Source organism: Actinoplanes utahensis (assembly GCF_016862455.1).
In the GTDB taxonomy this organism is placed as follows: domain Bacteria; phylum Actinomycetota; class Actinomycetes; order Mycobacteriales; family Micromonosporaceae; genus Actinoplanes; species Actinoplanes utahensis.
Map to the genome: position 1 here is coordinate 19,807 of NZ_BOMZ01000088.1, position 20,293 is coordinate 40,099.

Below are 20,293 nucleotides of genomic sequence, written 5' to 3' on the forward strand. Positions count from 1 at the left end.
CCATAGTTGCGCCCCGTGCGGCCGGCCAATCCGAACACGGTTGAATGAGTCCGTCGCCAGACCCGCACCGGAAGAGAGCCGCCGATGTCCAGTCCGCACGCTGACCTGCTCTTCACCGGGGGGCCGGTGTTCACGGCCGGCGGCGGCCCGGCGACCTCGGTCGCGGTGCGCGGCGGCCGGATCCTCGCGGTCGGCGACGACCTGCGCGAGCTGACCGGCCCGGGCACCGAGGTGATCGACCTGGCCGGGCGGTTGCTGCTGCCCGGTTTCCAGGACGCGCACGTGCACGCCGTGATGGGCGGCGTCGAGCTGAACCAGTGCGACCTGACCGGGACCACCGACCCGGAGGAGTATCTGGACCGGGTCGCCGCCTACGCCGCCGCGAACCCGTCCCACGAGTGGATCGTCGGCGGCGGGTGGTCGATGGAGAGCTTCCCCGGCGGGGTGCCGGCGAAGGAGCTGCTGGACCGGGCCGTGCCGGACCGGCCGGTCTACCTGATCAACCGGGACCACCACGGCGCCTGGGTGAACAGCCGCGCGTGCGAACTGGCCGGGATCACCGCGGACACCCCGGACCCGTCCGACGGCCGGATCGACCGGGCCGCCGACGGCTCCCCCGCCGGCGGCCTCCAGGAGGGCGCGATGGAGCTGGTCGCCGCGCTGGTGCCGGAGGTGACCACGGCCGACCGGATCGCCGGGCTGCGGCGGGCGCAGGCGCTGCTGCACTCGTACGGGATCACCGCCTGGCAGGACGCCATGGTCTGCGCGTCCAACGGCTACCCGGACGTGGCCGACGCCTACCACGCGGCGGCGTCCGAGGGCTGGCTGACCGCGACGGTGGTCGGGGCGCTCTGGTGGGACCGGGAACGCGGCGCCGAGCAGATCCCCGAACTGCTCGCCAAGCGGGAGCGGTTCACCCTGGGACGGCTGCGCTGCGACAGCGTCAAGCTGATGCTGGACGGGGTGGCGGAGAACTTCACGGCCGCGATGACCGAGCCGTACCGGGACGGGTGCGGCTGCGCGACCGCCAACCGGGGGCTGTCGTTCATCGACCCGGCGGCGCTGCCCGGCTACGTCACCGAGCTGGACGCGCACGGGTTCCAGGTGCACTTCCACGCGCTCGGCGACCGGGCGGTCCGCGACGGCCTGGACGCGGTGGCGGCGGCCCGGGCGGCCAACGGGTTCCGGGACACCCGGCCGCACCTGGCGCATCTCCAGGTGGTGCACCCGGACGACGTGCCCCGGTTCCGGCGGCTCGGGGCGACGGCGAACCTCCAGGCGTACTGGGCAGCGCACGAACCGCAGATGGACGATCTGACCATCCCGTTCCTGGACCCGGCGCTGGCCCGGCGGCAGTACCCGTTCGGCGACCTGTGGCGGGCCGGGGCGCACCTGGCCGCCGGCAGCGACTGGCCGGTCAGCACGCCGGACCCGATGCAGGCGATCCACGTCGCGGTCAACCGGATCCACCACCGGGAGGATCATCCGGCGTTCCTGCCGGAGCAGCGGCTCGGCCTGGTGACGGCCCTGACCGCCTACACGGCCGGTTCGGCGTACGTGAACCGGCTCGACGACACCGGCACGATCCGTCCCGGCAACCGGGCCGACCTGGTGGTGCTGGACCGGGACCCGTTCCTCGAGCCGGTCACCGAGATCGCCGCGACCGGGGTGGCGATGACGTTCGTCGACGGCACCCCGGTCCACGGAGCCTGACTACTCGTCGTCGTCCTCGGCCTCGTCGCCCTGCTCGCCGCCGGCCTGCGCGTGCCGGGCGGACGGGGCCGGGGCGGCCTCGAGGACCTCGGCGACCGGCTCCTCCTCGACGTACTCGTTCATCTGCGGCGCGTCCACCCACAGGGCACGCAGCTGGCTCTGCATGAACGCGGTGAGCCGGCCGCGGTACTCCCGGTCGAACTGCTCGAGGGCCTCGATCTGCTGCTGCAGCGACTCCCGCTTGGCGCCCAGGCTGCCGACCACGTCGTCGTAGCGCTGCTGGGCCTGCTGCCGCAGCTGCTCGGCGCCGGCCACCGCGTCCGCGTTGATCGTCTCGGCACGGGCGCGGGCGTCGGCGACGATCTTCTCGGCGGTACGGCGGGCGTCCTCACCGTGGGCCTGGGCGTCCCGGCCGATCTGCTCGGCGGCGGCGCGGGCCTCGGCCAGCACCCGGTCGGCCTCGCGGCGCACGTTGCCGGCGTGCGCCTGGGCGTCCCGGGCGATCTGCTCGGCGGCGGCCAGCGCGTCCGTACGGATCTTGTCCGCGTGGTGCTGGGCGCTCGCGACATGCTCCTCGGCGGTGCGCTGGGCCAGGGCAAGCACCTGAAGCGCCTGGTTGGGCAGGCCGGGGTTGGGAGCGATCACCGCATGCTCCGAGGTCTCGCCGTTCGTCCCGTTGAGCAGCACTTCGACACGATCCTTACGTCAGGAGGGGTCCGGCGGGCCCGGGCACACCGCGGCGCCGGCCATGATCGGCGGATGCTACCAAGCAGAACGGGCTGGGGGCGAGGCTCGTCCGGGGCAGTTTTCCATGATCGCCGAGAACCCTCTTAAATCGCACATTAGGGTTATATTCTTCTCCCCCTCCGACACTCGAGGACGAGCCATGGGAAAACCCCGCACACTGGCTGCCGCCACCGCGCTGACCTGCCTTCTCACCGCTGTGGCCGGCCCGGCGCGGGCGGCGGCGGACCACGTGATGGCGGTCTGGCCGATGGACGAGTCGCCCGGCGACACCTGGATGGCCGACGCCGGCGGGCGCGGTCACCACGGGCGGATCGGGCCGGAGGTCGGCACGGGTCTGACCGCCGGGCCCACGGTCGGGTACCGGTTCGACCGCCTGGAACCGGACACTCCGCCCACCCGGCCCGGCCATCTGGTCGTCGTCGCCGACCATCCGGACCTCGACCCGGCGGAGCGGGACTTCGCCGTGACGGTCCGGCTCCGGACCAGCCGGAAGTTCGGCAACGTCATCCAGAAGGGCCAGGCCACCGTGCCCGGCGGGAGCTGGAAGGTGCAGCTGCCGAACGGGCGGGCCACCTGCACGTACCGCGGGTCCAGGGGGACGATCGAGCTGATCGCGCCGTACCGGATCAACGACGGGGCCTGGCACGTGGTCCGCTGCGTGCGGCTGCGCGCGGGAGTGTTCCTCAGCATCGACGGGCGGCAGGCGGCGGCCCGGCTCGGCTGGACCGGGACGATCGACAACGACTGGCCGGTGTCCATCGGCGGCAAACTGGACTGTGACCAGGTCAAGGTGGGTTGCGACTACTACGCCGGTGACCTGGACTGGATCACCGTCGAGGCGGTCTGAGGTCGTCGGCGGGGACCCCTCGCGGCGCGCGGGGCCCCCGTCGCCGGGCTCAGCAGCAGCCCGAGTACTTCCGGAAGTAGCTGTAGCAGGAGGGCGCCTGCTCACCGACGTAGCAGGTCCGGCCCCACTGGTAGTAGTAGTAACAACGGCCGCCGGAGCAACCGTGCTTCACATAGGTGCAGTCGCCCGGGTAGGTACAGGCCGCGGCCTGGCGGCTCGGCACGAGCGCGCCGAGCAGCCGGTCGCCGGCCGCCTTGAGCAGGGTCGTCATGGTGGGCCTCCTCATCGCTTCGGTAACACCCGACGGTGCCGGACGGCGCTAACGCGCCGCTAACGGCATCTCCAGGCGGGCGGCCAGGGCCCGGAGTTGCCGGCCGGGTGCGGCGCCGAGCTCGGCGCCGAGCAGGCGGGACACCCGGTGGTACGTGGCGAGCGCGGCAGCGGTGTCCCGGCGCGCGATGTGACAGCGCATGATCATCTCCCAGGCGTACTCCCGGAACGGCTGCTCCAGCACCAGAGCGTGCATGTCGTCGAGCGCCACGTCGACGTCGCCCAGCTCCAGCCGGACCCCGGCGAGGTTCTCCCGGACCCGGGCCCGCCGCTCGTCGAGGGTGGCCGCGGCCGCGGCCACCAGGCTGCTGCGCACGTCGGAGCAGGCGGGGCCGCGCCACAACCGCAGCGCCCGGTCCAGCACCGCCGCCCGGACGGCCGGGTCCGGCGCGCGGCTCCCCTCCCCTACCAGGCGCTCGAACTCGGCGAGGTCGGTGCTGACCAGGCCGTCGCAGAGCAGATAACCGGGCGGCGTGGTACGGATCGCCGGCTGCCCCAGCTCCCGCCGCAGCGCGCAGATGTGGCCCTGCAGCTTGGTGACGGCGGTCATCGGCGGCTCCTCACCCCACAGGCCGTCGATCAACCGGTCCACGCTGACCACCGTGCCCGCCCGCAGCGCGAGCATCGCCACCACGGTGCGGCGTCCCTGGCCGCCCAGCCGCACCTCCTGGCCGTTCGCGGTCAGCCGCAACGGGCCGAGCAGCGCCACCACGACGCTCATGACGACACCGCCTCCTCGGCGAATCCGGCCGCCTGCAGCCGGAACAGCTCCGCGTACACCCCGCCGGCCGCCATCAGCGCGGCGTGATCGCCGCGTTCGGCGACCACGCCGTCGCGCAGCACCACGATGACGTCGGCGTCGCGGACCGTGTTGAGACGGTGCGAGATCAGCAGAGAGGTACGCCCGTCGCGCAACTCCGCCAGCCGGCGGTGGATCTCGTGCTCCGCGCGGACGTCGAGCCCCGACGACGGTTCGTCGAGGATGAGCAGGTCGGCGGAGGCGCGCAGGACCGCGCGGGCGAGCGCGAGCCGCTGCCACTGCCCGCCGGACAGCACCACCCCCGGTGTGGGCCGGCGCTCGGCGTCCCGGGCGCCGTCGCTGAAGGTGCGGCTGAGCAACGTGTCGTACCCGTTCGGCAGGCCGGCCAGGGTCTCGCCGATACCGGCCCAGTCCGCGGCGCGCGCCACGGCCGGCCGGTCGTGACGCCCGTCGATGTCGCCGACCGCGATGTTGTCGGCCGCGGACAGCTCGTAGGTCATGAAGTCCTGGAAGGTGGCCCGGATCCGGCGGCGCAGCTCGGCCGGTTCGATGTCGGCGAGGTCGACGCCGTCCCAGGTGATCCGCCCCCGAGTCGGGGTGTAGAAGCCGCAGAGCAGCTTGACGATTGTCGACTTGCCGGCGCCGTTCGCGCCGACCAGCGCGACCGCCTGCCCCCGTTCGACGACCAGGTCCAGCCCGCGCAGCGCCCAGTCGTGGCCGGGCGCGTACCGGAACCAGACGCCGGAGAACTCGATCCGGCCGGTCAGCGCCGGCAACCCGGTGACCGGACGCGGCCGGGGACGGGCCGCCGCCGTCAGGTCGAGGTAGTGGCCGAAGGTGGTGATCAGCTCGCCCATCGTGGCCACGTCGAGGACCGCCGAGGTGAGCGCCGACTGCACCGCGGCCAGCGCCGCGATCAGCACCACCAGATCGCCGGCGGTGCCGTACCCGGCGGCGATCCGGCCCGCGATCCAGGCCAGCGCCACCCCGCTGAGGACGCTTGTCATCGCCGACAGCGCCAGGTCGACGCGCAGCGTCCGGACGTCCTGGGCGCGTTCCTCGGCCTGGCCCGCGTGGATCTCCCGGGCCATCCGGGTCCGCAGGTGCGTGGCCAGCCCGAACAGCCGGATCTCCTTGGCCGCCCGCGGGTCGAGCAGCAGCGCGGCATAGAACGCCTGCCGCCGCCAGAACGGGCTGGCCCGGACGATCATCTCGCCGTGCCGGCGGGCCAGCCGGATCTGCGCCCACAGCGTCGGGCACGCCGACAGCAGGACCAGGCCGGCCAGCCACGGCCCGGCCAGCCACAGGGTGTACCCGAAGCCGGCGAGCGTGATCACCGACGAGGAGAAGGTGAACAGCGACGACAGGATCTGGACCGGCGCGAACCCGCTGGCGTCCTGGGCGATGCGGAGCCGGTCGTGGAACGCGCTGTCCTCGATCTCCGCGAGCCCCTCGTACGCCGACACGGCGGTGAACAGCTCGACCTGGGTGCGCACCTTGACCCGGCGGGACAGCTCCTGATCGCAGTAGCGGCGCACGTGCGACAGCAGGGCGGTCAGCACACCGAGGACGACGAGTCCGGCCACGCCGGCGTTGCGCCGGGCCGGGTCGTGCCCGGCGATGCCGTCCAGCAGCAGCTTCGTCGACCAGGCCAGACCCACCGGGGTGGCCCCGCCGGCGAACGTCATCACCACCGAGAGCGCGAGGGTGCCGGGCGCGGCCCGGACCCCGAGCGCGACCGCCGCGCGGACGACCCGAAGGCCGCCGGTGGTCACGGGATCCATCGCTCCATCACCTCGTGGATCGAGTTGCCCGAGCCCAGCAGGGTGCCGGTGCGGTCGTACAGCAGGAAGGTCGGGGTGCCGGTCACCGAGAACGTCGCCATCAGGCCGCCCGGCCCGTGCTCGGTCACCACCGCCCCGGACTTCTCCAAGGTCGGCGTCAGGTCGTCGGGCGCCGCGTCGTCGAGCACGGTCAGCACCGAGACGACCCGGATGCCGTGCCCGTCGATCTCGGCCTTGCGGTGGGCGAGCTGTTCGGCCTGGGTCGGGCAGTACCGGCATCCGGTGGCGAAGAAGGCGAGCAGCAACGGGACATCCGTCACGCCGGCGCGGGTGAACGTTCCGGCGGCGTCGCTGAAGTCCGGCATGGCGGTGCCGTTCATCAGGCCGGGACGGGCCGACGGGGTGATCTCGTCGAGACGGGCCTCGGTGTCCCGCAACCGCCTGATGATCGCCGCGCTGAGCAGCAGGTCGATCAGGACGAAGACGGTCAGGGCGATGACGGCCGCGGTGAGCAGCAGCATGAAGGGGACCTCTTCCGAAAGGGGCTCAGCGGGTGGGGCGTCCGAACAGCCAGACGATCTCGTCGAGGTAGACGACCGTCGCGACGACCAGGGCGGCGACGGCGACGGCCGCGACGGTGGCGGGTGCGGCGGTCCACGGGTCCGGCGCCGGGGCGGTCACGCCGACGGCGCCGCCGGCGAAGGCGAGCAGTGCCAGGAAGCCGGTCCGGACGACGTGGCGCACCGCGACGGTCTCGGTGGTGGCGCCGAAGCAGTGGCAGCCGGTCGCCGCGCCCCGGGTGACCGCCCGCGCCAGCACCACCGCGAAGACGGTGAACACCACACCGGCGGCGAGCAACCCGGCGGCGGCGGTGACCGGGACGGCGACGAGGCCCAGCGTGGCCGTCTCGCCGGCGATCGCGGCGACGGCCGTGATGCCGGCCGACCGGGCGGGGACGGCGCCGAGCTCGGCGACGCCGTCGCGGAAACGCCGGTACGCCTCGGCCGACCGGAGCTTCGACGCGACGGAGACGATCAGAACACTCGCGACGGTGAGTACGGCGACGGCGAGAACGAGCACGATGGAACCCCCGTTCCTGTTCGTTTTGCGTGGGGGTTTCATCGAGCCGTGGAAACGTGGACCACCCCCGCGGTCAACGCAAAGTAAACCGGGCTGTTACAGATGTCAATACTTGAATGTTAGCGCTCTCTATTGCACGCTCGCGACTGATGAAGCGCTATGCCTTTTACCTGATCGGCACCCTGGCCCCGGTTCTGCTCGGCGTGCTGGCGCTGCGCCGTGCGCTGCTCGTCGTCGAGGTCACCGGCGCCAGCATGGAGCCCACCCACCGCAGCGGCGACCGCCTGCTCGCCGTCCGTGGCGGCCGGCCGGGCCGCGGTGACGTGGTCCTGCTCCGGCACCCGGAGGCGGCCTCCCGACCCGCCGGGGCCAGCGAATATCTGGTCAAGCGGGTGGCCGCGATGCCGGGCGACCCGGTCCCGGACACCGTCGCGCCGGTCGCCGGGGCCGGCGTCGTGCCGCCCGGCTCCTGCGTGGTGCTCGGCGACAGCCCGGACAGTGTGGATTCCCGGACCTGGGGATTCGTGCCGTGCTCCGACGTAGCAGGCCGCGTGTTGCGTAGCCTTGGTTAACGCTAACTGAAGCGCGATTCACGACGGATACCGAAATAGAATGCGCGACGATATACGGAATTGACCGTGCCGGGCCGCTTCAGCCCGGCGGCCGCGGATCGGCTCGAACGGGCCGACTGCCTCGCGTGGACGGGCACGGGACCTTTCGTGGCCCGTACGAAATCAGGCCCCGGCTCTCAGCCCGCGTGGGACAGGGCGAAGGAGAGCAGGAAACCCGCCACCGTGATCAGGCCGATCAGCAGGTGCGCGTCGTCGAACGCCTCCGGGATCATGGTGTCCGCGACCATGGTCAGGATGGCGCCGCCGGCCAGCGCGGTGATCCAGCCGAGCAGGACCGCCGGCGCGGAGGCGAGCACCGTGAAACCGGCGATCGAGGAGAGCGCGCTGATAGCGGCGATGCCGCCCCACAGGGTGAAGACGTAGGCGCGGCCGCGGCCGGCGGCACGCAGACCGGCCGCGCTGGAGAGACCCTCCGGGACATTGCTGACGAAGACGGCGACGACCGTGGCGACGCTGACGCCGCCACCGGCCAGCAGGCTGGTGCCGATGACGATCGATTCGGGGATGCCGTCGAGGAGGGCGCCGGTGGCCAAGGCCAGGCCGGAGCCGTCGTCGGAGCGGTCGTCGCCGCCGGAACGCTTGCGGTTGCGGGCGCCGCGGCGGGCCAGCAGGACGTTGCAGCCGGTATAGATCAGGGCGCCGGCGATCGCGCCGGACGCGGTCCACGACATGCCGGCCTGGTCGTAGGCCTCACCGACCAACTCGAAGGCGACGGCGGAGAGCAGCACGCCGGCGCCGAACGCCATGATCGACGCGATGGCACGGCGCGGAATGCGGACGAAGAAGCCGACCGCGGCGCCCAGCAGCAGCGCGGAACCGGCGAGGAGTCCCCAGCCGCCCGCCTCCAACCAACCCGGCATACGGCGGACAGTGCCCGGTCACCCCGCCCGGCACACCATCCGGGCGGGGTGATCCACGCGACTCAGCGGAAGCCGCGGGCCAGGCGGTGGTACGCCTGGTTCCAGCGCACCTCCTTGGCGAACGAACGGGTCGTCGTCGCCTCGTCGATGACCAGCAGTTCGGTGCCGACCATCTCGGCCAGGTCGGCCAGTTCCTCGGCGCCCACCGCCGAGGACAGCACGGTGTGGTGCGGGCCGCCCGCGGTCAGCCAGCACTCGGCCGACGTGGACAGCGACGGGGCCGGCTTCCAGACCGCCCGGGCGACCGGCAGCTTCGGCAGCGGCGCGGTCGGCGGGACCACCTCGATCTCGTTGGCGACCAGGCGGAACCGCTCGCCCAGGTCGGCCAGGCCGAGCACGACCGCCTTGCCCGGCCGGGCGTCGAAGACCAGGCGGACCGGGTCCTCCCGGCCGCCGATGCCGAGCGGGTGGATCTCCAGCTTCGGCTTCTCCGCCGCGATCGACGGGCACACCTCGAGCATGTGGGCGCCGAGGATGACCTCGTTGCCCGGGGTCAGGTCGTACGTGTAGTCCTCCATGAAGGACGTGCCGCCGCCCGGGGCCATCGCCTTGAGCGTGTGCACCAGCACCGAGGTCTTCCAGTCCCCCTCGCCGCCGAAGCCGTAGCCGTCGGCCATCAGCCGCTGCACCGCCAGGCCGGGCAGCTGGCGCAGCCCGCCGAGGTCCTCGAAGTTCGAGGTGAACGCGCGGAAGCCGCCCTCGGTGAGGAACTGCCGCAGGCCCAGCTCGATCCGGGCGCCGTAGCGCAGCGACTCGAGCCGCTCGCCGAGCAGCTCGGGCGCCACCTCGTAGGTGTCCCGGTACTCCTCGACCAGCTTGTCGATGTCCGCGTCCGACTGCTGGTCGACGACGGCGACCAGGTCGTTGACCCCGTACGTGTTGACCGAGACGCCGAACCGCAGCTGCGCCTCGACCTTGTCGCCCTCGGTGACCGCCACGTCCCGCATGTTGTCGCCGAAACGCGCCAGCTTGAGGTTGCGCATCGCGGAGTAGCCGCGGGCCGCCTTCACCCAGGTGGCGATCCGGGCCACCACGGCCGGGTTGCTGACGTGCCCGGCCACGGTCTTGCGGGGCACGCCCAGCCGCGTCTCGATGAACCCGAACTCCCGGTCGCCGTGCGCGGCCTGGTTGAGGTTCATGAAGTCCATGTCGATCTCGCCCCAGGGCAGCTCGACGTTGTGCTGGGTGTGCAGGTGCAGCAGCGGGGCCCGCAGCGCGTCCAGGCCGGCGATCCACATCTTGGCCGGCGAGAACGTGTGCATCCAGGTGACGACGCCGAGCACGCCCGGCGTCGACGAGGCCCGGCGGCAGATCTCCAGGATCTGCTCGGCGCTGGTCAGCACCGGCTGCCAGATCACGTCCGCGTCGAGCTGGGTGTCCAGCTGGATCGCGATCTCCCGGGACTGCGAGGCGACCTGCTCCAGGGTCTCCGGTCCGTAGAGTCCCTGACTGCCGGTCAGGAACCAGATTTCCCCGTTGCTCATGTGCGGTCGCCCTTCTCGTACTTTTCTGTGGTCATGCGGCTATCTCGCTTTTCTCGTGACGAGTCGCTGCATCACGATGAAGCTGAACAGGAGCACACCGACGATGATCTGACTCCAGGCCACGTTCAGGTCGCCCTGGAAGTTGATGAGCGTCCGGATCAGGCCGGTGACCAGGACGCCGAGCAGCGTGCCCCAGACGAAACCGGAGCCGCCGGTGAGCAGCACGCCGCCGATGACACACGCGGCGATCGCGTCCAGTTCGATGCCGTTGCCCTGACCGGCCCAGCCGGAGGTGGAGTTGATGCTGAACAGCACGCCGCCGAGCGCCGCGCAGAATCCGCTCAGCGTGTAGACGGCGATCTTGGTGCGGCCCACCGGGAGGCCCATCAGCAGCGCCGAGTCGGCGTTGCCGCCGATCGCGTAGACGTTACGGCCGAACCGGGTCCACGCCAGCACGACGGCGGCGATGAGCAGCGTGAGCAGCGCGACGATGGCGATCGGCTTGGTGCTGACGCCGTCGGCCAGCGGGATCCGGAAGTCCGACAGCTCCCGCCACATGTCGTTGCGGATCGGGATGGAGTCCTCGTTGATGAACAGCGCCAGGCCGCGGGCGAGGAAGAGGCCCGCCAACGTGGCGATGAACGGCTCCACCTTGAAGTAGTGGATCACCGCGCCCTGGCCGGCGCCGATCAGCGCGCCCAGCACCAGCACCGCCGGCAGCACCACGAGCGGCGGCCAGTCGGCCTTGAGCAGCGTCGCGGTCAGCACGGTGGTCAGCGAGATGACCGCGCCGACCGACAGGTCGATGCCGCCGGTGAGGATCACGAAGGTCATGCCGACCGCGACCACCAGCAGCACCGCGTTGTCACGGAACAGGTTGACGACGACCATCGGGTTGTCGAACCTGGGGTAGTTCGCCAGGCCACTGACGTACATCGCCACGAGCAGGCCGAGGGTGGCCAGGATCGGGACGTGCTTGGTGTTCGGCCTGAAGCTCCGGTGCCGCTTGTTGAGCTGCGGACCGTCGCCCTTCACAACGGGGCTCGTCTGCATGGTGGTCATGCTGCAACCTTCTCAACGGCGGGACGGCGCTTGAAGCGCCCGAAGACCTTGGCCCGGAACTCCGGGGACTGGGACAGGCAGAGCGCCACCACCACGACGGCCTTGAACAGCAGGTTCGCCTTGTCCGGGATGTCGAGGGCGACCACGGTGATCCGCAGCGTCTGGATGATGACCGCGCCGAGCACGGTGCCGATGATCGAGAACCGGCCGCCGATCAGCGCCGTGCCACCGATGACCACGGCCAGGATGGCGTCGAGCTCGATGAGGTTACCGGCGGAGATGCTGTCCGCGCTCTTGATGTCGGCGCTGTAGATCAGGCCCGCCAGACCGGCGAACCCACCCGCCACCACGTAGACCATGACGGTGATCCGGCGGGCGCTGATACCGGCCAGCCGGCTCGCCGTCGGGCTGCCGCCGACCGACTCCAGCAGCAGGCCCAGCGCGGTGCGCCGGGTCAGCAGGATGGTCAGCACGACAGCCGCCACGGCGATCAGGAACGCCACCGGCAGAGACAGGAAGAAACCCGAGGCGAGGGTCGAGTACGGCCCGGACTGCACGTTGATGATCTGGCCGTCGGTGACCAGCTGCGCCAGGCCACGGCCGGCCACCATCAGGATCAGCGTCGCGATGATCGGCTGAATACCGACGACCGCGACCAGCGTGCCGTTCCACAGCCCGAGCACCAGCGCGACGGCGATCGCGATCCCGATGATCAGCAGCACCGAGGCGACGCTGTTCTGGTTGCCGAGGTCCTGGATCAGCAGACACGCGACGGCGCCGGAGATCGCCATGACGGCGCCCACCGACAGGTCGATGCCGCCGGTGGCGATGACGAGCGTCATGCCGACCGACACCAGGACGAGCGGCGCGCTGCCGCGCAGGATGTCGATCAGGGTGCCGAAGAGGTGGCCGTCCTGGATCGTGAGGAACTGGTTGGAGGTGAAGACGTTGATGCCCAGCATCACTACCAGGATCAACGACGGCCAGAACAGCCGCTTCTTGACGATGCTCATGAGCTTGCTCCGCTGGCGATGGTCTGCATGATGCGGTCGGCGTCGACGTCCGCGCTGTTCTCCAGCTCCTCGACCAGGCGCCGGTCACGCAGCACCGCGATCTTGTGACTGAGCCGCAGCACCTCCTCCAGCTCGGCGCTGACGAAGAGCACCGCCATACCGCCGGTGGACAGCTCGGCCACCAGCTTCTGGATCTCGGCCTTGGCGCCGACGTCGATGCCGCGGGTCGGCTCGTCGATGATCAGCAGGCGGGGTTCGGTGATCAGCCACCGGGCCAGCAGGACCTTCTGCTGGTTGCCGCCGCTGAGGTTGCGCACCGGGCGCTCCGGATCGGCCGGCCGGATCTGCAACGCCTTGATGTACTTGTCGACGATCTCGTCCTGCTTCTTGCGCGGGATGGGTCGGGCCCACCCGCGGCTGGCCTGCAACGCCAGGATGATGTTCTCCCGGACGCTGAGGTCGCCGATGATGCCCTCGGTGCGCCGGTTCTCCGACGAGAAGGCGATCCGGTGCTTCATGGCCGCCTGCGGGTCGCGCAGGCTGACCTTCTTACCGTCGACGCGTACCTCGCCCTGGTCCGCCTTGTCGGCGCCGAAGAGCAGACGGGCCAATTCGGTACGGCCGGACCCGAGCAGACCGGCCAGGCCCACCACCTCACCCTCGTGGATGGTCAGGTTGTACGGGGCGATCGCGCCGGTCCGGCCCAGCCCCTCGGCCTCCAGGAGCGGTTTGGCCCCGGCCGCCCGCTCCCGGTTGCTCTGCGCCTTGTCCTCGACGTCCTCGAGCGCGGCGAGCTCCTTGCCGATCATCTTCTCGACCAGCTGCACCTGGGACAGCTCCTCGACGCGGTGCTCGCTGATCAGCTGGCCGTTGCGCAGAATGGTGAGCCGGTCGGAGATCTCGTAGATCTGGTCCAGGAAGTGCGAGACGAACAGGATCGCCACGCCGGATTCCTTGAGCCGGCGCATGACCCGGAACAGCTGCTCCACCTCGGCGGTGTCCAGGCTGGAGGTGGGCTCGTCGAGGATGAGCACCCGGGCGTCGACGTCGATCGCGCGGGCGATGGCGACCATCTGCTGGATCGCCAGGGAGTAGGTGCTCAGCGGCGCGGACACGTCGAGGTCGAGGTCGAGCCGGGCGAGCAGCTCCGCGGCCCGGCGCCGCATCCGGCCCCACTGGATCTTGCCGAATCGACGGGGCTCGCGGCCGATGAAGATGTTCTCCGCGATGGAGAGGTTGGTGCAGAGGTTGACCTCTTGGTAGACCGTGCTGATGCCGGCCTGCTGGGCCTGCAGCGGCCCGGAGATCCGCACCGGCTTGCCGCCGAGCGTGATCTCGCCACCGTCGATCTCGTAGACGCCGGTCAGCGTCTTGATCAGGGTGGATTTTCCGGCGCCGTTCTCACCCATCAGGGCGTGAACCTCACCCGGGAACATACGGAAATCGACGCCGTCGAGGGCGACGACGCCGGGGAAGACTTTTCGGATCCCGGTCATCTCGAGGACCGGAGACTGCTCGCCCATTGTGGCTCCGTTTCGCGCGCCGTAGGTCGCCCCGGCACGGCCGGGGCGACCTACGAGCGGATCGATCAGTACTTGCGGGTGGGGAGCGCTTCCTTGGCCTGCTCCTGGGTGAAGGTGGTCTCCTCGGTGACGATGCGCTGCTCCACCGACTCGCCGGCCTTGACCTTCTTGACGGTCTGCATCAGCTGGTCGCCGAGGAGCGGCGAGCACTCCACGATGAAGTTGATCTCGCCGGCGGCCAGCGCGGTCATGCCGTCCTTGACCGCGTCGACGGTGATGATCTTGATGTCGGTGCCGGGCTTCTTGCCGGCCGCCTTGATCGCCTCGATGGCGCCCAGGCCCATGTCGTCGTTGTGGGCGTAGAGCACGTCGATGTCCTTCTCGGACTGCAGGAAGGCCTCCATGACCGTCTTGCCGTCGGCGCGCTTGAAGTCACCGGTCTGCGACTTCACGATCTTCAGGTTGGGGTTGGCCTTGATGGCCTCCTGGAAGCCCGACTGGCGGTCCAGGGCCGGGGCCGAGCCCGTGGTGCCCTGCAGCTCGACGATGTTGACCGGCTCGTTCTTGCCCTCGTACTGCTTGAGCAGCCACTCGCCGGCCTTCTTGCCCTCGAGCTTGAAGTCGGAGCCGATGAAGGACTTGTAGAGGCTGGTGTCCTGCGAGTCGACGGCGCGGTCGGTCAGGACGACCGGGATGTCGGCGTCCTTGGCCTCCTTGAGCACCGCGTCCCAGCCGGAGGTGACCACCGGCGAGAAGGCGATCACGTCGACGCCCTGGGTGATGAAGCTGCGGATGTCAGCGATCTGCTGCTCCTGCTTGCCGTTCGCGTTGGCGAACTTCAGCGTGATGCCGGCCGCGTCGGCCGACGCCTTGATCGACTCGGTGTTGGCGGTACGCCAGCCACTCTCCGCGCCGACCTGCGAGAAGCCCAGGACGATCTTGTCGCCGCTGCCGCCGTCGCCGCCCTTCGCGGAATCGTCGCTGGAACCACAACCGGCGAGCGCGGACACGGCCAGCAGGCCCCCGAACACCGCCACAGACAAGGTCTTACGCACTGCAAACCTCCAGAACTGTTACCGTTCACAAATAAGCAGCGACTACGGCTACCAGCCGAAACCGCAGAGATCGGCGTCTCACTGCGACCGCCGTCACAGGTTGTCGTTTCGAGAGTGTTACCGTTCTCATCGCGCTCGTCAAGAGACTTGGATCGCTGTTTCGGATCTGTTGCAATAGCCCTCATCTCACACGCGGTGATCGACCGGAAGCAACTAGGAATCATCCAATGCCGACATCTGATGAGGCGGCGGGGCAACCCGAAACCGCTACTGACCTGCACGTACCCGCGCCCCGGGCGCGAACCGGCAAGGAGCGCGGCAGCGTCATGCGCGACGTGGCCAAGCTGGCCGGCGTCTCGCACCAGACGGTGTCCCGGGTGATCAACGAGCATCCCAACGTGCGCGCCGAGACCCGGGAACGCGTCCTGGCCGCCATGCGATCGCTCAACTACCGGCGCAACCTGGCAGCGCGCACCCTCGCCACCCGGGAGTCGCACACCCTCGGCATCGTCGGCTTCGAGACCACGTTGTTCGGCCCCGAATCGATGCTCTACGGCATCGAAAGCGCCGCCCGCGCCGCCGGATACCTGGTCAGCGTCGCCACCGTCCGCGACCTGTCACACCAGCCCGTCCTGGAAGCCGTCGACCGGCTCGTCCAGCACGGCGTCGACGGGATCATCGCGATCGCCCCGAAACCCGCCGTCACCACAGCGCTGACTCACGCCCCCGCGGGCATCCCCTGCGTCGCGGTCGGCGGCGACAAACAAGCCGGCTTCCCGACCGTACGGGTCGACAACTCCGCCGGAGCCGGCCTCGTCACCCAGCACCTGCTCGACCTCGGGCACGCCACCGTGCACCACGTCGCCGGCCCGCTCGACTGGCCCGAGGCACAAGCCCGCGTCGACGGCTGGCGCCGCACCCTGTACGCCGCCGGCGCCGTCGTCCCACCCGTCACCGCCGGCTGGTGGGACGCCGCCGCCGGCTACGAACAAGGCCGCCGCCTCGCCGAAGACCCGACAGTGACCGCGGTGTTCTGCGCCAACGACCGGATCGCCCTCGGCGTACTCCGCGCCATGCACGAATCCGGCCGCCGCGTCCCCGACGACGTGAGCGTCGCCGGCTTCGACGACATGCCCGACTCCGGCTACTTCCTGCCCCCGCTCACCACCGTCCACCAGGACTTCGCCGAACTCGGCCGGCGCGCCCTGTCCCTGCTGCTGCGCCACATGGCCGTCCCCGACGGCGACGCCCCACCCGAGGACGTGGTGGTGGCGCCCCGAATGACGCCACGGGTCAGCGCCGCCCCACCACGTCCCTGACCACCCCGGCCCAGCGCCGCCCCGCCGCATCCCCGACCACCCCGGCCCGGCGCCACCCCGCCGCATCCCCGACCACCCCGGCCCAGCGCCGCCCCACCGCGCCGTCGACGACCACACGAAGCCACGCTCCCATCGCACAGACCCCGCCCCTGGACCGGCGCCAGCACCCCGGTCCGGGGGCGGCCCCATGTGCGGGCCGTCACACTCCACCACCTGCCAGCCGGCCTGCCGCTCCCCCGACCGGCCAGCTCTCCACCCCGCACAGCACCCTCCCCTCGCCGCTCCGGCCACCCCGCCGCCGCCGTCCATGATCGGACCGCTTCACTTCCTGCGGTCGCCACCCGAGCGCCGCAGTATTTCGGCGTTCGTGAAACGCCTTCAACGCGTCGTTCCACCGCGAAATCACCCGCATCAGTGACGGGGCGTTGCGAAATGGCCTCACACCGCTACAGTCCAGGGGGTGCTCAACGACGACGCACGACGGTCCTCGACGACAGCGGCCCGCTGGTCGCGGTCACGCCGCAGAACCCCGCGGCTCTCCGGAACCCTGCACATCCGCGATGCCGACGGCCACGAGATGGCCGTCCCCTTGCGCGGCCGGGCATCACTGCTGACCTGCGGTGGCACCGGACTTCGCGGCCACGGCGAGGTGTGGGCTGTGCAGACCGACGACACCGGAACCAGCCTGATGATCGTTTACGGCCGGACCGAGTCCGCCGACGATCGGCAAGCGGGCCTCTGCGCCGCCGGCCAGACGATCACCCTGAGTGAGGTCACCTTCACCTGGCGGACAGTTGTCGCGCCACAGGCTCGGGTTCCACAGCCGCGAACCGCTATCACCGGTGTCCCCCGCACCCTGCGCCTGCCCCCTCCCCGCGCCACCAACACCCGAACCTGAGACTCGAGCCCGCGGATTACTTCCGGCCCACGCCTTTCCTCTTAACCATCCTTCCAGTACGCGTCACGCACCGTCCCCCCGTTGCGCCATGTGGGCTGCGTGCCGACGGGCGGGCAAGACTGGAGCCGGTTCCATTGCCGGTCACCGGTGCCGCCTCGGAGCCGGCGAGACAGCACTGGTGACCAGCCGGAGATGCCAGCCGGTTCGCACGAGTGTCTTCCGCCGGCTGAGACAGCCCTCCCTGTCCCGGCGACGCCCGTGCCGCGCGTGAGAGTCGGCCGCTGGGCGCCGTTGACATACATTTTCGATCAGGGCACGAGCTGCGGTGATGGCCGACTTTCGATTCGGCAGCAAGAACCAGCCGAGCAAGATCCGCCGGCGCGGACGGTCCCGGGTGAAGGGGTCCCGCGGCGAAGGCCAGGGGTAACGGCATGGGCCTGAACCGTCAGGAGAGCCGGACCACGGCTGACGGCAGGACCTGCCCGCCCGACGGCCGAACCGACCAACGGCCGCACCCCACCACCATCGCCCATCCCCTGGTCATGCCGATAACGGGATGGGGTTCTTTCGGCAGAAAGCCGAAGCAGGACCGACAGTGTGAGAGGCGAGGTCCGGCGGCGGGATGCGCGGCGTCCGCCGGTAGGACCAGCCTGCGCCGGCAGCGGGGCGGAGCGGAACGACAGTGGGACGGAGCGCGACACGGGGTCTTCACCCGGAAAGGCGAGGGGCACTGAGAATGGGCCCGACGAAGGGAACCACACGGGGTGAGCGCCGCAGAGCCGACCCGGATGCGGCCGACGGCGCCGAGCCCGAGGGCCGAGTCCCGATCCTCGACGGGTTCACCGGTCGCTCCGGGGACCGCCGCACCGGCCCGCGGCCGCTCACCCCTCCCGGACTCCACTGCGCGACGCGGCGTTAGCGTTCACAGTAGCCCGGTAACTTCCCGCATATTGAGACACATCACATAGACGATCATGCGCTGGCCTGCATGAAAGCGCCCGCTTATCAAAACGAGGAAAGAAGGGGCGACGCATGGCCCGACCCTTGCTAGAGTCACCCGCAGAAACCGATATCCATCAAACGAACGGGGATATTCGTGGCTTCTTCCGCGCGTAAAAAAGGTGTAGCAGTCGCGGCAGTGGTGGGCGCAACTGCCACATTGGCCATCAGCTCGCCCGCCCTCGCGGTCACCGACAGCTGCAATACCGGAAACGGTAGCAGCTGCAACACCTTCTACATCAACGCAAATTACTCGAGCCACCGGATCTATTACAACGTCTGCGCCGGGAACGGCACGATCGGCGCGCGATTCCGGATCCGTGACCAGGCCAACGGCGTGGTGGTCAAGACGGGTAGCGTCTCCTCCTGCATCACGTCCTACGTCGGCGGGCTCTACTCGCTCTACCGGCTGGAACTGTACAACGCCGCGCCGTCCTCCCGCGGCACGATCGGCAGCACCGCCGTCTAGGCACGAGGTCCATCGGTGACTCCACCAGAGTGATCTCGCATCACGGCGTCAATGCACGACGGCGGTCGTCCGGACGAACTCCTCCGCAACACCGGTCGGAGTTCCGCGCCGGACGACCGCCACCTGCCGTTGAACGAACATGTCGTCGACGAAATCGTTGTCGAACGATTCTCATCCCGGAATACCGTTTCCCCTCAGCTTCACAAGAGGCGCATCGCCCGGCGATTCCCTAGAGATCCTGCCGGTCCTATCAGCCGGGCTGCCGCGATTCGCACCCGGCGACGTTCGGACCATTTATCAGTAGCAGTGATGTTCCGCCGGGCAGCGATGGCGAACCATTACATGGATGTGCTGGTACTACATGCTGGTTTGGCCGGACGCCATGAGACGTTAACAACACGGCGGATGAAACGGAACAGCGCCGAACGGCACCGCTCGCACGGGATGCCACCGATCACGAGACCCGGCGGCTCCACCGGGGATCACGCCGCATCGCCGGCCTCGGGGGCACACCGCGCCGGCCTCGGGGTGGCGCACGGCACCCGGCCTGGGATGACACACGGCTCCGGGAACCGGCGCAGTCGCCCCGCACACGGCGATGCCCGGCCAGTACACCACGCTGACGATTCGCTCCGACCTCCGTGGCGTATCCACTCCGACTCCTGCTACCACGTCCGCCCGGATTCCCGACCCACGGCGGACGTCCGGGCCGCAGGTCGCGGCGGCGCAACTCCCGGGCCGCAGGGAACTGCCACCGGCGGCTGACAATCGCACGGTTCCCGCTGACGGACCGCCCCGTCGCCGTCTACTGATCACGTCCAGGCGTTACGGCCTTGTGTCGGGGCATAGGGGCTCCGCTATGGTTAGCGCTAACATCCTGCGGGTCGAGGAGAAGACGACGTGACTTACGGTTCGACGGCCCTGCGCCGGGCCGTGCTGCTGGCCAACCAGATGATCCCCAAGGCTGGGCTCGCCCAGCTGACCTGGGGAAACGTCAGTGGAGTCGACCGGGAGGCCGGGCTCTACGTGATCAAGCCGTCCGGCGTCGCGTATGACGACCTGACCGAGGATCACCTCGTTCCCGTCGACCTGGAGACCGGCAAGGTCCTCGACGGGGATCTGCGGCCGTCGGTGGACAGTGAGAGCCACCGCGCGTTCTACCTGGCCTGGCCGTCGATCGGCGGGGTCACCCACACGCACTCGACCCATGCGGTCGCGTTCGCCCAGGCCAACCGGGATGTTCCGGTTCTCGGCACCACGCATGCGGACACGTTCGACGGCCCGGTGCCGGTGACCCGCACCCTCACCCCTGAGGAGTGCGCGACCGACTACGAGCTGAACACCGGCCGCGTCATCGTCGAGCGTATCGGTGACGACGAGGCGGCCGCCGGGATGCCCGCCGCCCTGGTCGCCAACCACGGCCCGTTCACCTGGGGCGCCACCCCGCTGAAGTCGGTCGAGCACGGCATCATCCTGGAGGCCGTCGCCGAGATGGCGCTCAAGACGCTCGCGCTCAACCCCGGCGCGAGCACGCCGGCGCACCTGCAGGAACGTCACTTCAAGCGCAAGCACGGCCCGGGCGCCTACTACGGCAACGCGCCGCGCAAGTAAGACCCTCCACCCCGCCCGAAGATCCCGGGTGACCGACTTCCCCCTTG

Annotated in this window: 20 protein-coding genes; 7 read left to right on the forward strand and 13 right to left on the reverse strand. The window is 70.3% G+C overall.

All coding sequences use genetic code 11. The features are described from left to right. Positions 1-84 precede the first annotated feature (84 nt). Positions 85-1,713, forward strand: coding sequence for an amidohydrolase (locus Aut01nite_RS30655; protein ID WP_043525316.1), 1,629 nt, complete (start codon positions 85-87; stop codon positions 1,711-1,713). On the opposite strand, the gene Aut01nite_RS30660 is transcribed toward Aut01nite_RS30655, so the two are convergent. Then, entirely contained in the window at positions 1,714-2,400 is a 687-nt protein-coding gene (locus tag Aut01nite_RS30660) for a Major vault protein (protein ID WP_043525315.1), read from the reverse strand. It lies immediately after the preceding gene. Positions 2,401-2,599: 199 nt separating this feature from the next. Between Aut01nite_RS30660 and Aut01nite_RS30665 the strand changes: the two genes are divergently transcribed. After that, positions 2,600-3,307 carry a laminin G domain-containing protein gene (locus Aut01nite_RS30665; protein ID WP_043525314.1) on the forward strand — a complete coding sequence of 236 codons (708 nt, stop codon included), beginning with the start codon at positions 2,600-2,602 and terminating at the stop codon, positions 3,305-3,307. Between the two features lie 49 nt (positions 3,308-3,356). Here the strand turns inward: Aut01nite_RS30665 and Aut01nite_RS30670 are convergent, their stop codons facing one another. The 5 genes from Aut01nite_RS30670 to Aut01nite_RS30690 are packed head-to-tail and all read right to left on the reverse strand — an operon-like array spanning position 3,357 to position 7,261. Then, positions 3,357-3,578 (reverse strand): hypothetical protein, encoded by a 222-nt coding sequence (locus Aut01nite_RS30670; RefSeq protein ID WP_043525313.1) that lies wholly within the window; start codon positions 3,576-3,578, stop codon positions 3,357-3,359. A 48-nt stretch (positions 3,579-3,626) separates the two neighbouring features. After that, positions 3,627-4,358 (reverse strand): AfsR/SARP family transcriptional regulator, encoded by a 732-nt coding sequence (locus Aut01nite_RS30675; RefSeq protein WP_043525312.1) that lies wholly within the window; start codon positions 4,356-4,358, stop codon positions 3,627-3,629. Then, on the reverse strand, positions 4,355-6,181 hold the full coding sequence (locus tag Aut01nite_RS30680; protein WP_043525311.1) for an ABC transporter ATP-binding protein: 1,827 nt from the start codon (positions 6,179-6,181) through the stop codon (positions 4,355-4,357). Before Aut01nite_RS30680 ends, Aut01nite_RS30675 begins: the two co-directional genes overlap by 4 nt. Continuing rightward, entirely contained in the window at positions 6,169-6,702 is a 534-nt protein-coding gene (locus Aut01nite_RS30685) for a peroxiredoxin family protein (protein WP_043525310.1), read from the reverse strand. The genes Aut01nite_RS30680 and Aut01nite_RS30685 overlap by 13 nt, the downstream gene beginning before the upstream one ends. A gap of 25 nt (positions 6,703-6,727) precedes the next feature. After that, positions 6,728-7,261: a MauE/DoxX family redox-associated membrane protein gene (locus Aut01nite_RS30690; RefSeq protein WP_043525309.1), complete on the reverse strand. Its 534-nt coding sequence runs from the start codon at positions 7,259-7,261 to the stop codon at positions 6,728-6,730. 149 nt (positions 7,262-7,410) lie between these two features. On the opposite strand from Aut01nite_RS30690, the gene Aut01nite_RS30695 reads away from it, so the two are divergent. Further along, positions 7,411-7,833: a S26 family signal peptidase gene (locus tag Aut01nite_RS30695; protein WP_043525308.1), complete on the forward strand. Its 423-nt coding sequence runs from the start codon at positions 7,411-7,413 to the stop codon at positions 7,831-7,833. 176 nt (positions 7,834-8,009) lie between these two features. Here Aut01nite_RS30695 and Aut01nite_RS30700 read toward each other — a convergent pair whose 3' ends face one another. The 6 genes from Aut01nite_RS30700 to Aut01nite_RS30725 form a co-directional block, all read right to left on the reverse strand. Then, entirely contained in the window at positions 8,010-8,753 is a 744-nt protein-coding gene (locus Aut01nite_RS30700) for a ZIP family metal transporter (RefSeq protein WP_043525307.1), read from the reverse strand. 62 nt (positions 8,754-8,815) lie between these two features. Then, positions 8,816-10,297, reverse strand: coding sequence for an L-arabinose isomerase (araA, locus tag Aut01nite_RS30705; protein ID WP_043525305.1), 1,482 nt, complete (start codon positions 10,295-10,297; stop codon positions 8,816-8,818). Between the two features lie 39 nt (positions 10,298-10,336). Further along, positions 10,337-11,359 (reverse strand): galactofuranose ABC transporter, permease protein YjfF, encoded by a 1,023-nt coding sequence (yjfF, locus tag Aut01nite_RS30710; protein WP_043525304.1) that lies wholly within the window; start codon positions 11,357-11,359, stop codon positions 10,337-10,339. Then, positions 11,356-12,372: an ABC transporter permease gene (locus Aut01nite_RS30715; protein ID WP_043525303.1), complete on the reverse strand. Its 1,017-nt coding sequence runs from the start codon at positions 12,370-12,372 to the stop codon at positions 11,356-11,358. Before Aut01nite_RS30715 ends, yjfF begins: the two co-directional genes overlap by 4 nt. Further along, positions 12,369-13,895 (reverse strand): sugar ABC transporter ATP-binding protein, encoded by a 1,527-nt coding sequence (locus Aut01nite_RS30720; protein WP_043525302.1) that lies wholly within the window; start codon positions 13,893-13,895, stop codon positions 12,369-12,371. The genes Aut01nite_RS30715 and Aut01nite_RS30720 overlap by 4 nt, the downstream gene beginning before the upstream one ends. A gap of 65 nt (positions 13,896-13,960) precedes the next feature. Beyond that, positions 13,961-14,932: an ABC transporter substrate-binding protein gene (locus tag Aut01nite_RS30725; protein WP_236642707.1), complete on the reverse strand. Its 972-nt coding sequence runs from the start codon at positions 14,930-14,932 to the stop codon at positions 13,961-13,963. A 344-nt stretch (positions 14,933-15,276) separates the two neighbouring features. Here Aut01nite_RS30725 and Aut01nite_RS30730 point away from each other — a divergent pair, with 344 nt between their 5' ends. Next, complete coding sequence (locus Aut01nite_RS30730; RefSeq protein ID WP_043525300.1) at positions 15,277-16,269, forward strand: LacI family DNA-binding transcriptional regulator; 993 nt, start codon at positions 15,277-15,279, stop codon at positions 16,267-16,269. Here Aut01nite_RS30730 and Aut01nite_RS30735 read toward each other — a convergent pair. Beyond that, positions 16,244-16,402, reverse strand: coding sequence for a hypothetical protein (locus tag Aut01nite_RS30735; protein WP_161790641.1), 159 nt, complete (start codon positions 16,400-16,402; stop codon positions 16,244-16,246). The two genes, Aut01nite_RS30730 and Aut01nite_RS30735, sit on opposite strands and share 26 nt — an antisense overlap. Positions 16,403-16,729: 327 nt before the next feature. On the opposite strand from Aut01nite_RS30735, the gene Aut01nite_RS30740 reads away from it, so the two are divergent. The 3 genes from Aut01nite_RS30740 to araD all read left to right on the forward strand — a co-directional run bounded on the left by Aut01nite_RS30740 (position 16,730) and on the right by araD (position 20,246). Then, positions 16,730-17,167, forward strand: a complete 438-nt coding sequence (locus Aut01nite_RS30740) for a hypothetical protein (protein ID WP_043525299.1) — start codon at positions 16,730-16,732, stop codon at positions 17,165-17,167. A 1,096-nt stretch (positions 17,168-18,263) separates the two neighbouring features. Next, the gene (locus tag Aut01nite_RS30745) at positions 18,264-18,635 is read left to right on the forward strand and encodes a hypothetical protein (RefSeq protein WP_152628712.1); all 372 of its coding nucleotides are present in this window, start codon (positions 18,264-18,266) and stop codon (positions 18,633-18,635) included. 900 nt (positions 18,636-19,535) lie between these two features. Further along, entirely contained in the window at positions 19,536-20,246 is a 711-nt protein-coding gene (gene araD, locus Aut01nite_RS30750) for an L-ribulose-5-phosphate 4-epimerase AraD (protein WP_043525296.1), read from the forward strand. The last annotated feature ends 47 nt before the right edge of the window (positions 20,247-20,293 follow it).

Excerpts from the sequence above, each read along its gene's own strand:
- Aut01nite_RS30655 (WP_043525316.1), top strand. The coding sequence starts at position 85 with ATGTCCAGTCCGCACGCTGACCTGCTCTTCACCGGGGGGCCGGTGTTC.
- Aut01nite_RS30665 (WP_043525314.1), top strand. The coding sequence starts at position 2,600 with ATGGGAAAACCCCGCACACTGGCTGCCGCCACCGCGCTGACCTGCCTT.
- Aut01nite_RS30670 (WP_043525313.1), bottom strand. The coding sequence starts at position 3,578 with ATGACGACCCTGCTCAAGGCGGCCGGCGACCGGCTGCTCGGCGCGCTC.
- Aut01nite_RS30675 (WP_043525312.1), bottom strand. The coding sequence starts at position 4,358 with ATGAGCGTCGTGGTGGCGCTGCTCGGCCCGTTGCGGCTGACCGCGAAC.
- Aut01nite_RS30680 (WP_043525311.1), bottom strand. The coding sequence starts at position 6,181 with ATGGATCCCGTGACCACCGGCGGCCTTCGGGTCGTCCGCGCGGCGGTC.
- Aut01nite_RS30685 (WP_043525310.1), bottom strand. The coding sequence starts at position 6,702 with ATGCTGCTGCTCACCGCGGCCGTCATCGCCCTGACCGTCTTCGTCCTG.
- Aut01nite_RS30695 (WP_043525308.1), top strand. The coding sequence starts at position 7,411 with ATGAAGCGCTATGCCTTTTACCTGATCGGCACCCTGGCCCCGGTTCTG.
- Aut01nite_RS30700 (WP_043525307.1), bottom strand. The coding sequence starts at position 8,753 with ATGCCGGGTTGGTTGGAGGCGGGCGGCTGGGGACTCCTCGCCGGTTCC.
- araA (WP_043525305.1), bottom strand. The coding sequence starts at position 10,297 with ATGAGCAACGGGGAAATCTGGTTCCTGACCGGCAGTCAGGGACTCTAC.
- yjfF (WP_043525304.1), bottom strand. The coding sequence starts at position 11,359 with ATGACCACCATGCAGACGAGCCCCGTTGTGAAGGGCGACGGTCCGCAG.
- Aut01nite_RS30715 (WP_043525303.1), bottom strand. The coding sequence starts at position 12,372 with ATGAGCATCGTCAAGAAGCGGCTGTTCTGGCCGTCGTTGATCCTGGTA.
- Aut01nite_RS30720 (WP_043525302.1), bottom strand. The coding sequence starts at position 13,895 with ATGGGCGAGCAGTCTCCGGTCCTCGAGATGACCGGGATCCGAAAAGTC.
- Aut01nite_RS30730 (WP_043525300.1), top strand. The coding sequence starts at position 15,277 with ATGCGCGACGTGGCCAAGCTGGCCGGCGTCTCGCACCAGACGGTGTCC.
- Aut01nite_RS30735 (WP_161790641.1), bottom strand. The coding sequence starts at position 16,402 with ATGGGAGCGTGGCTTCGTGTGGTCGTCGACGGCGCGGTGGGGCGGCGC.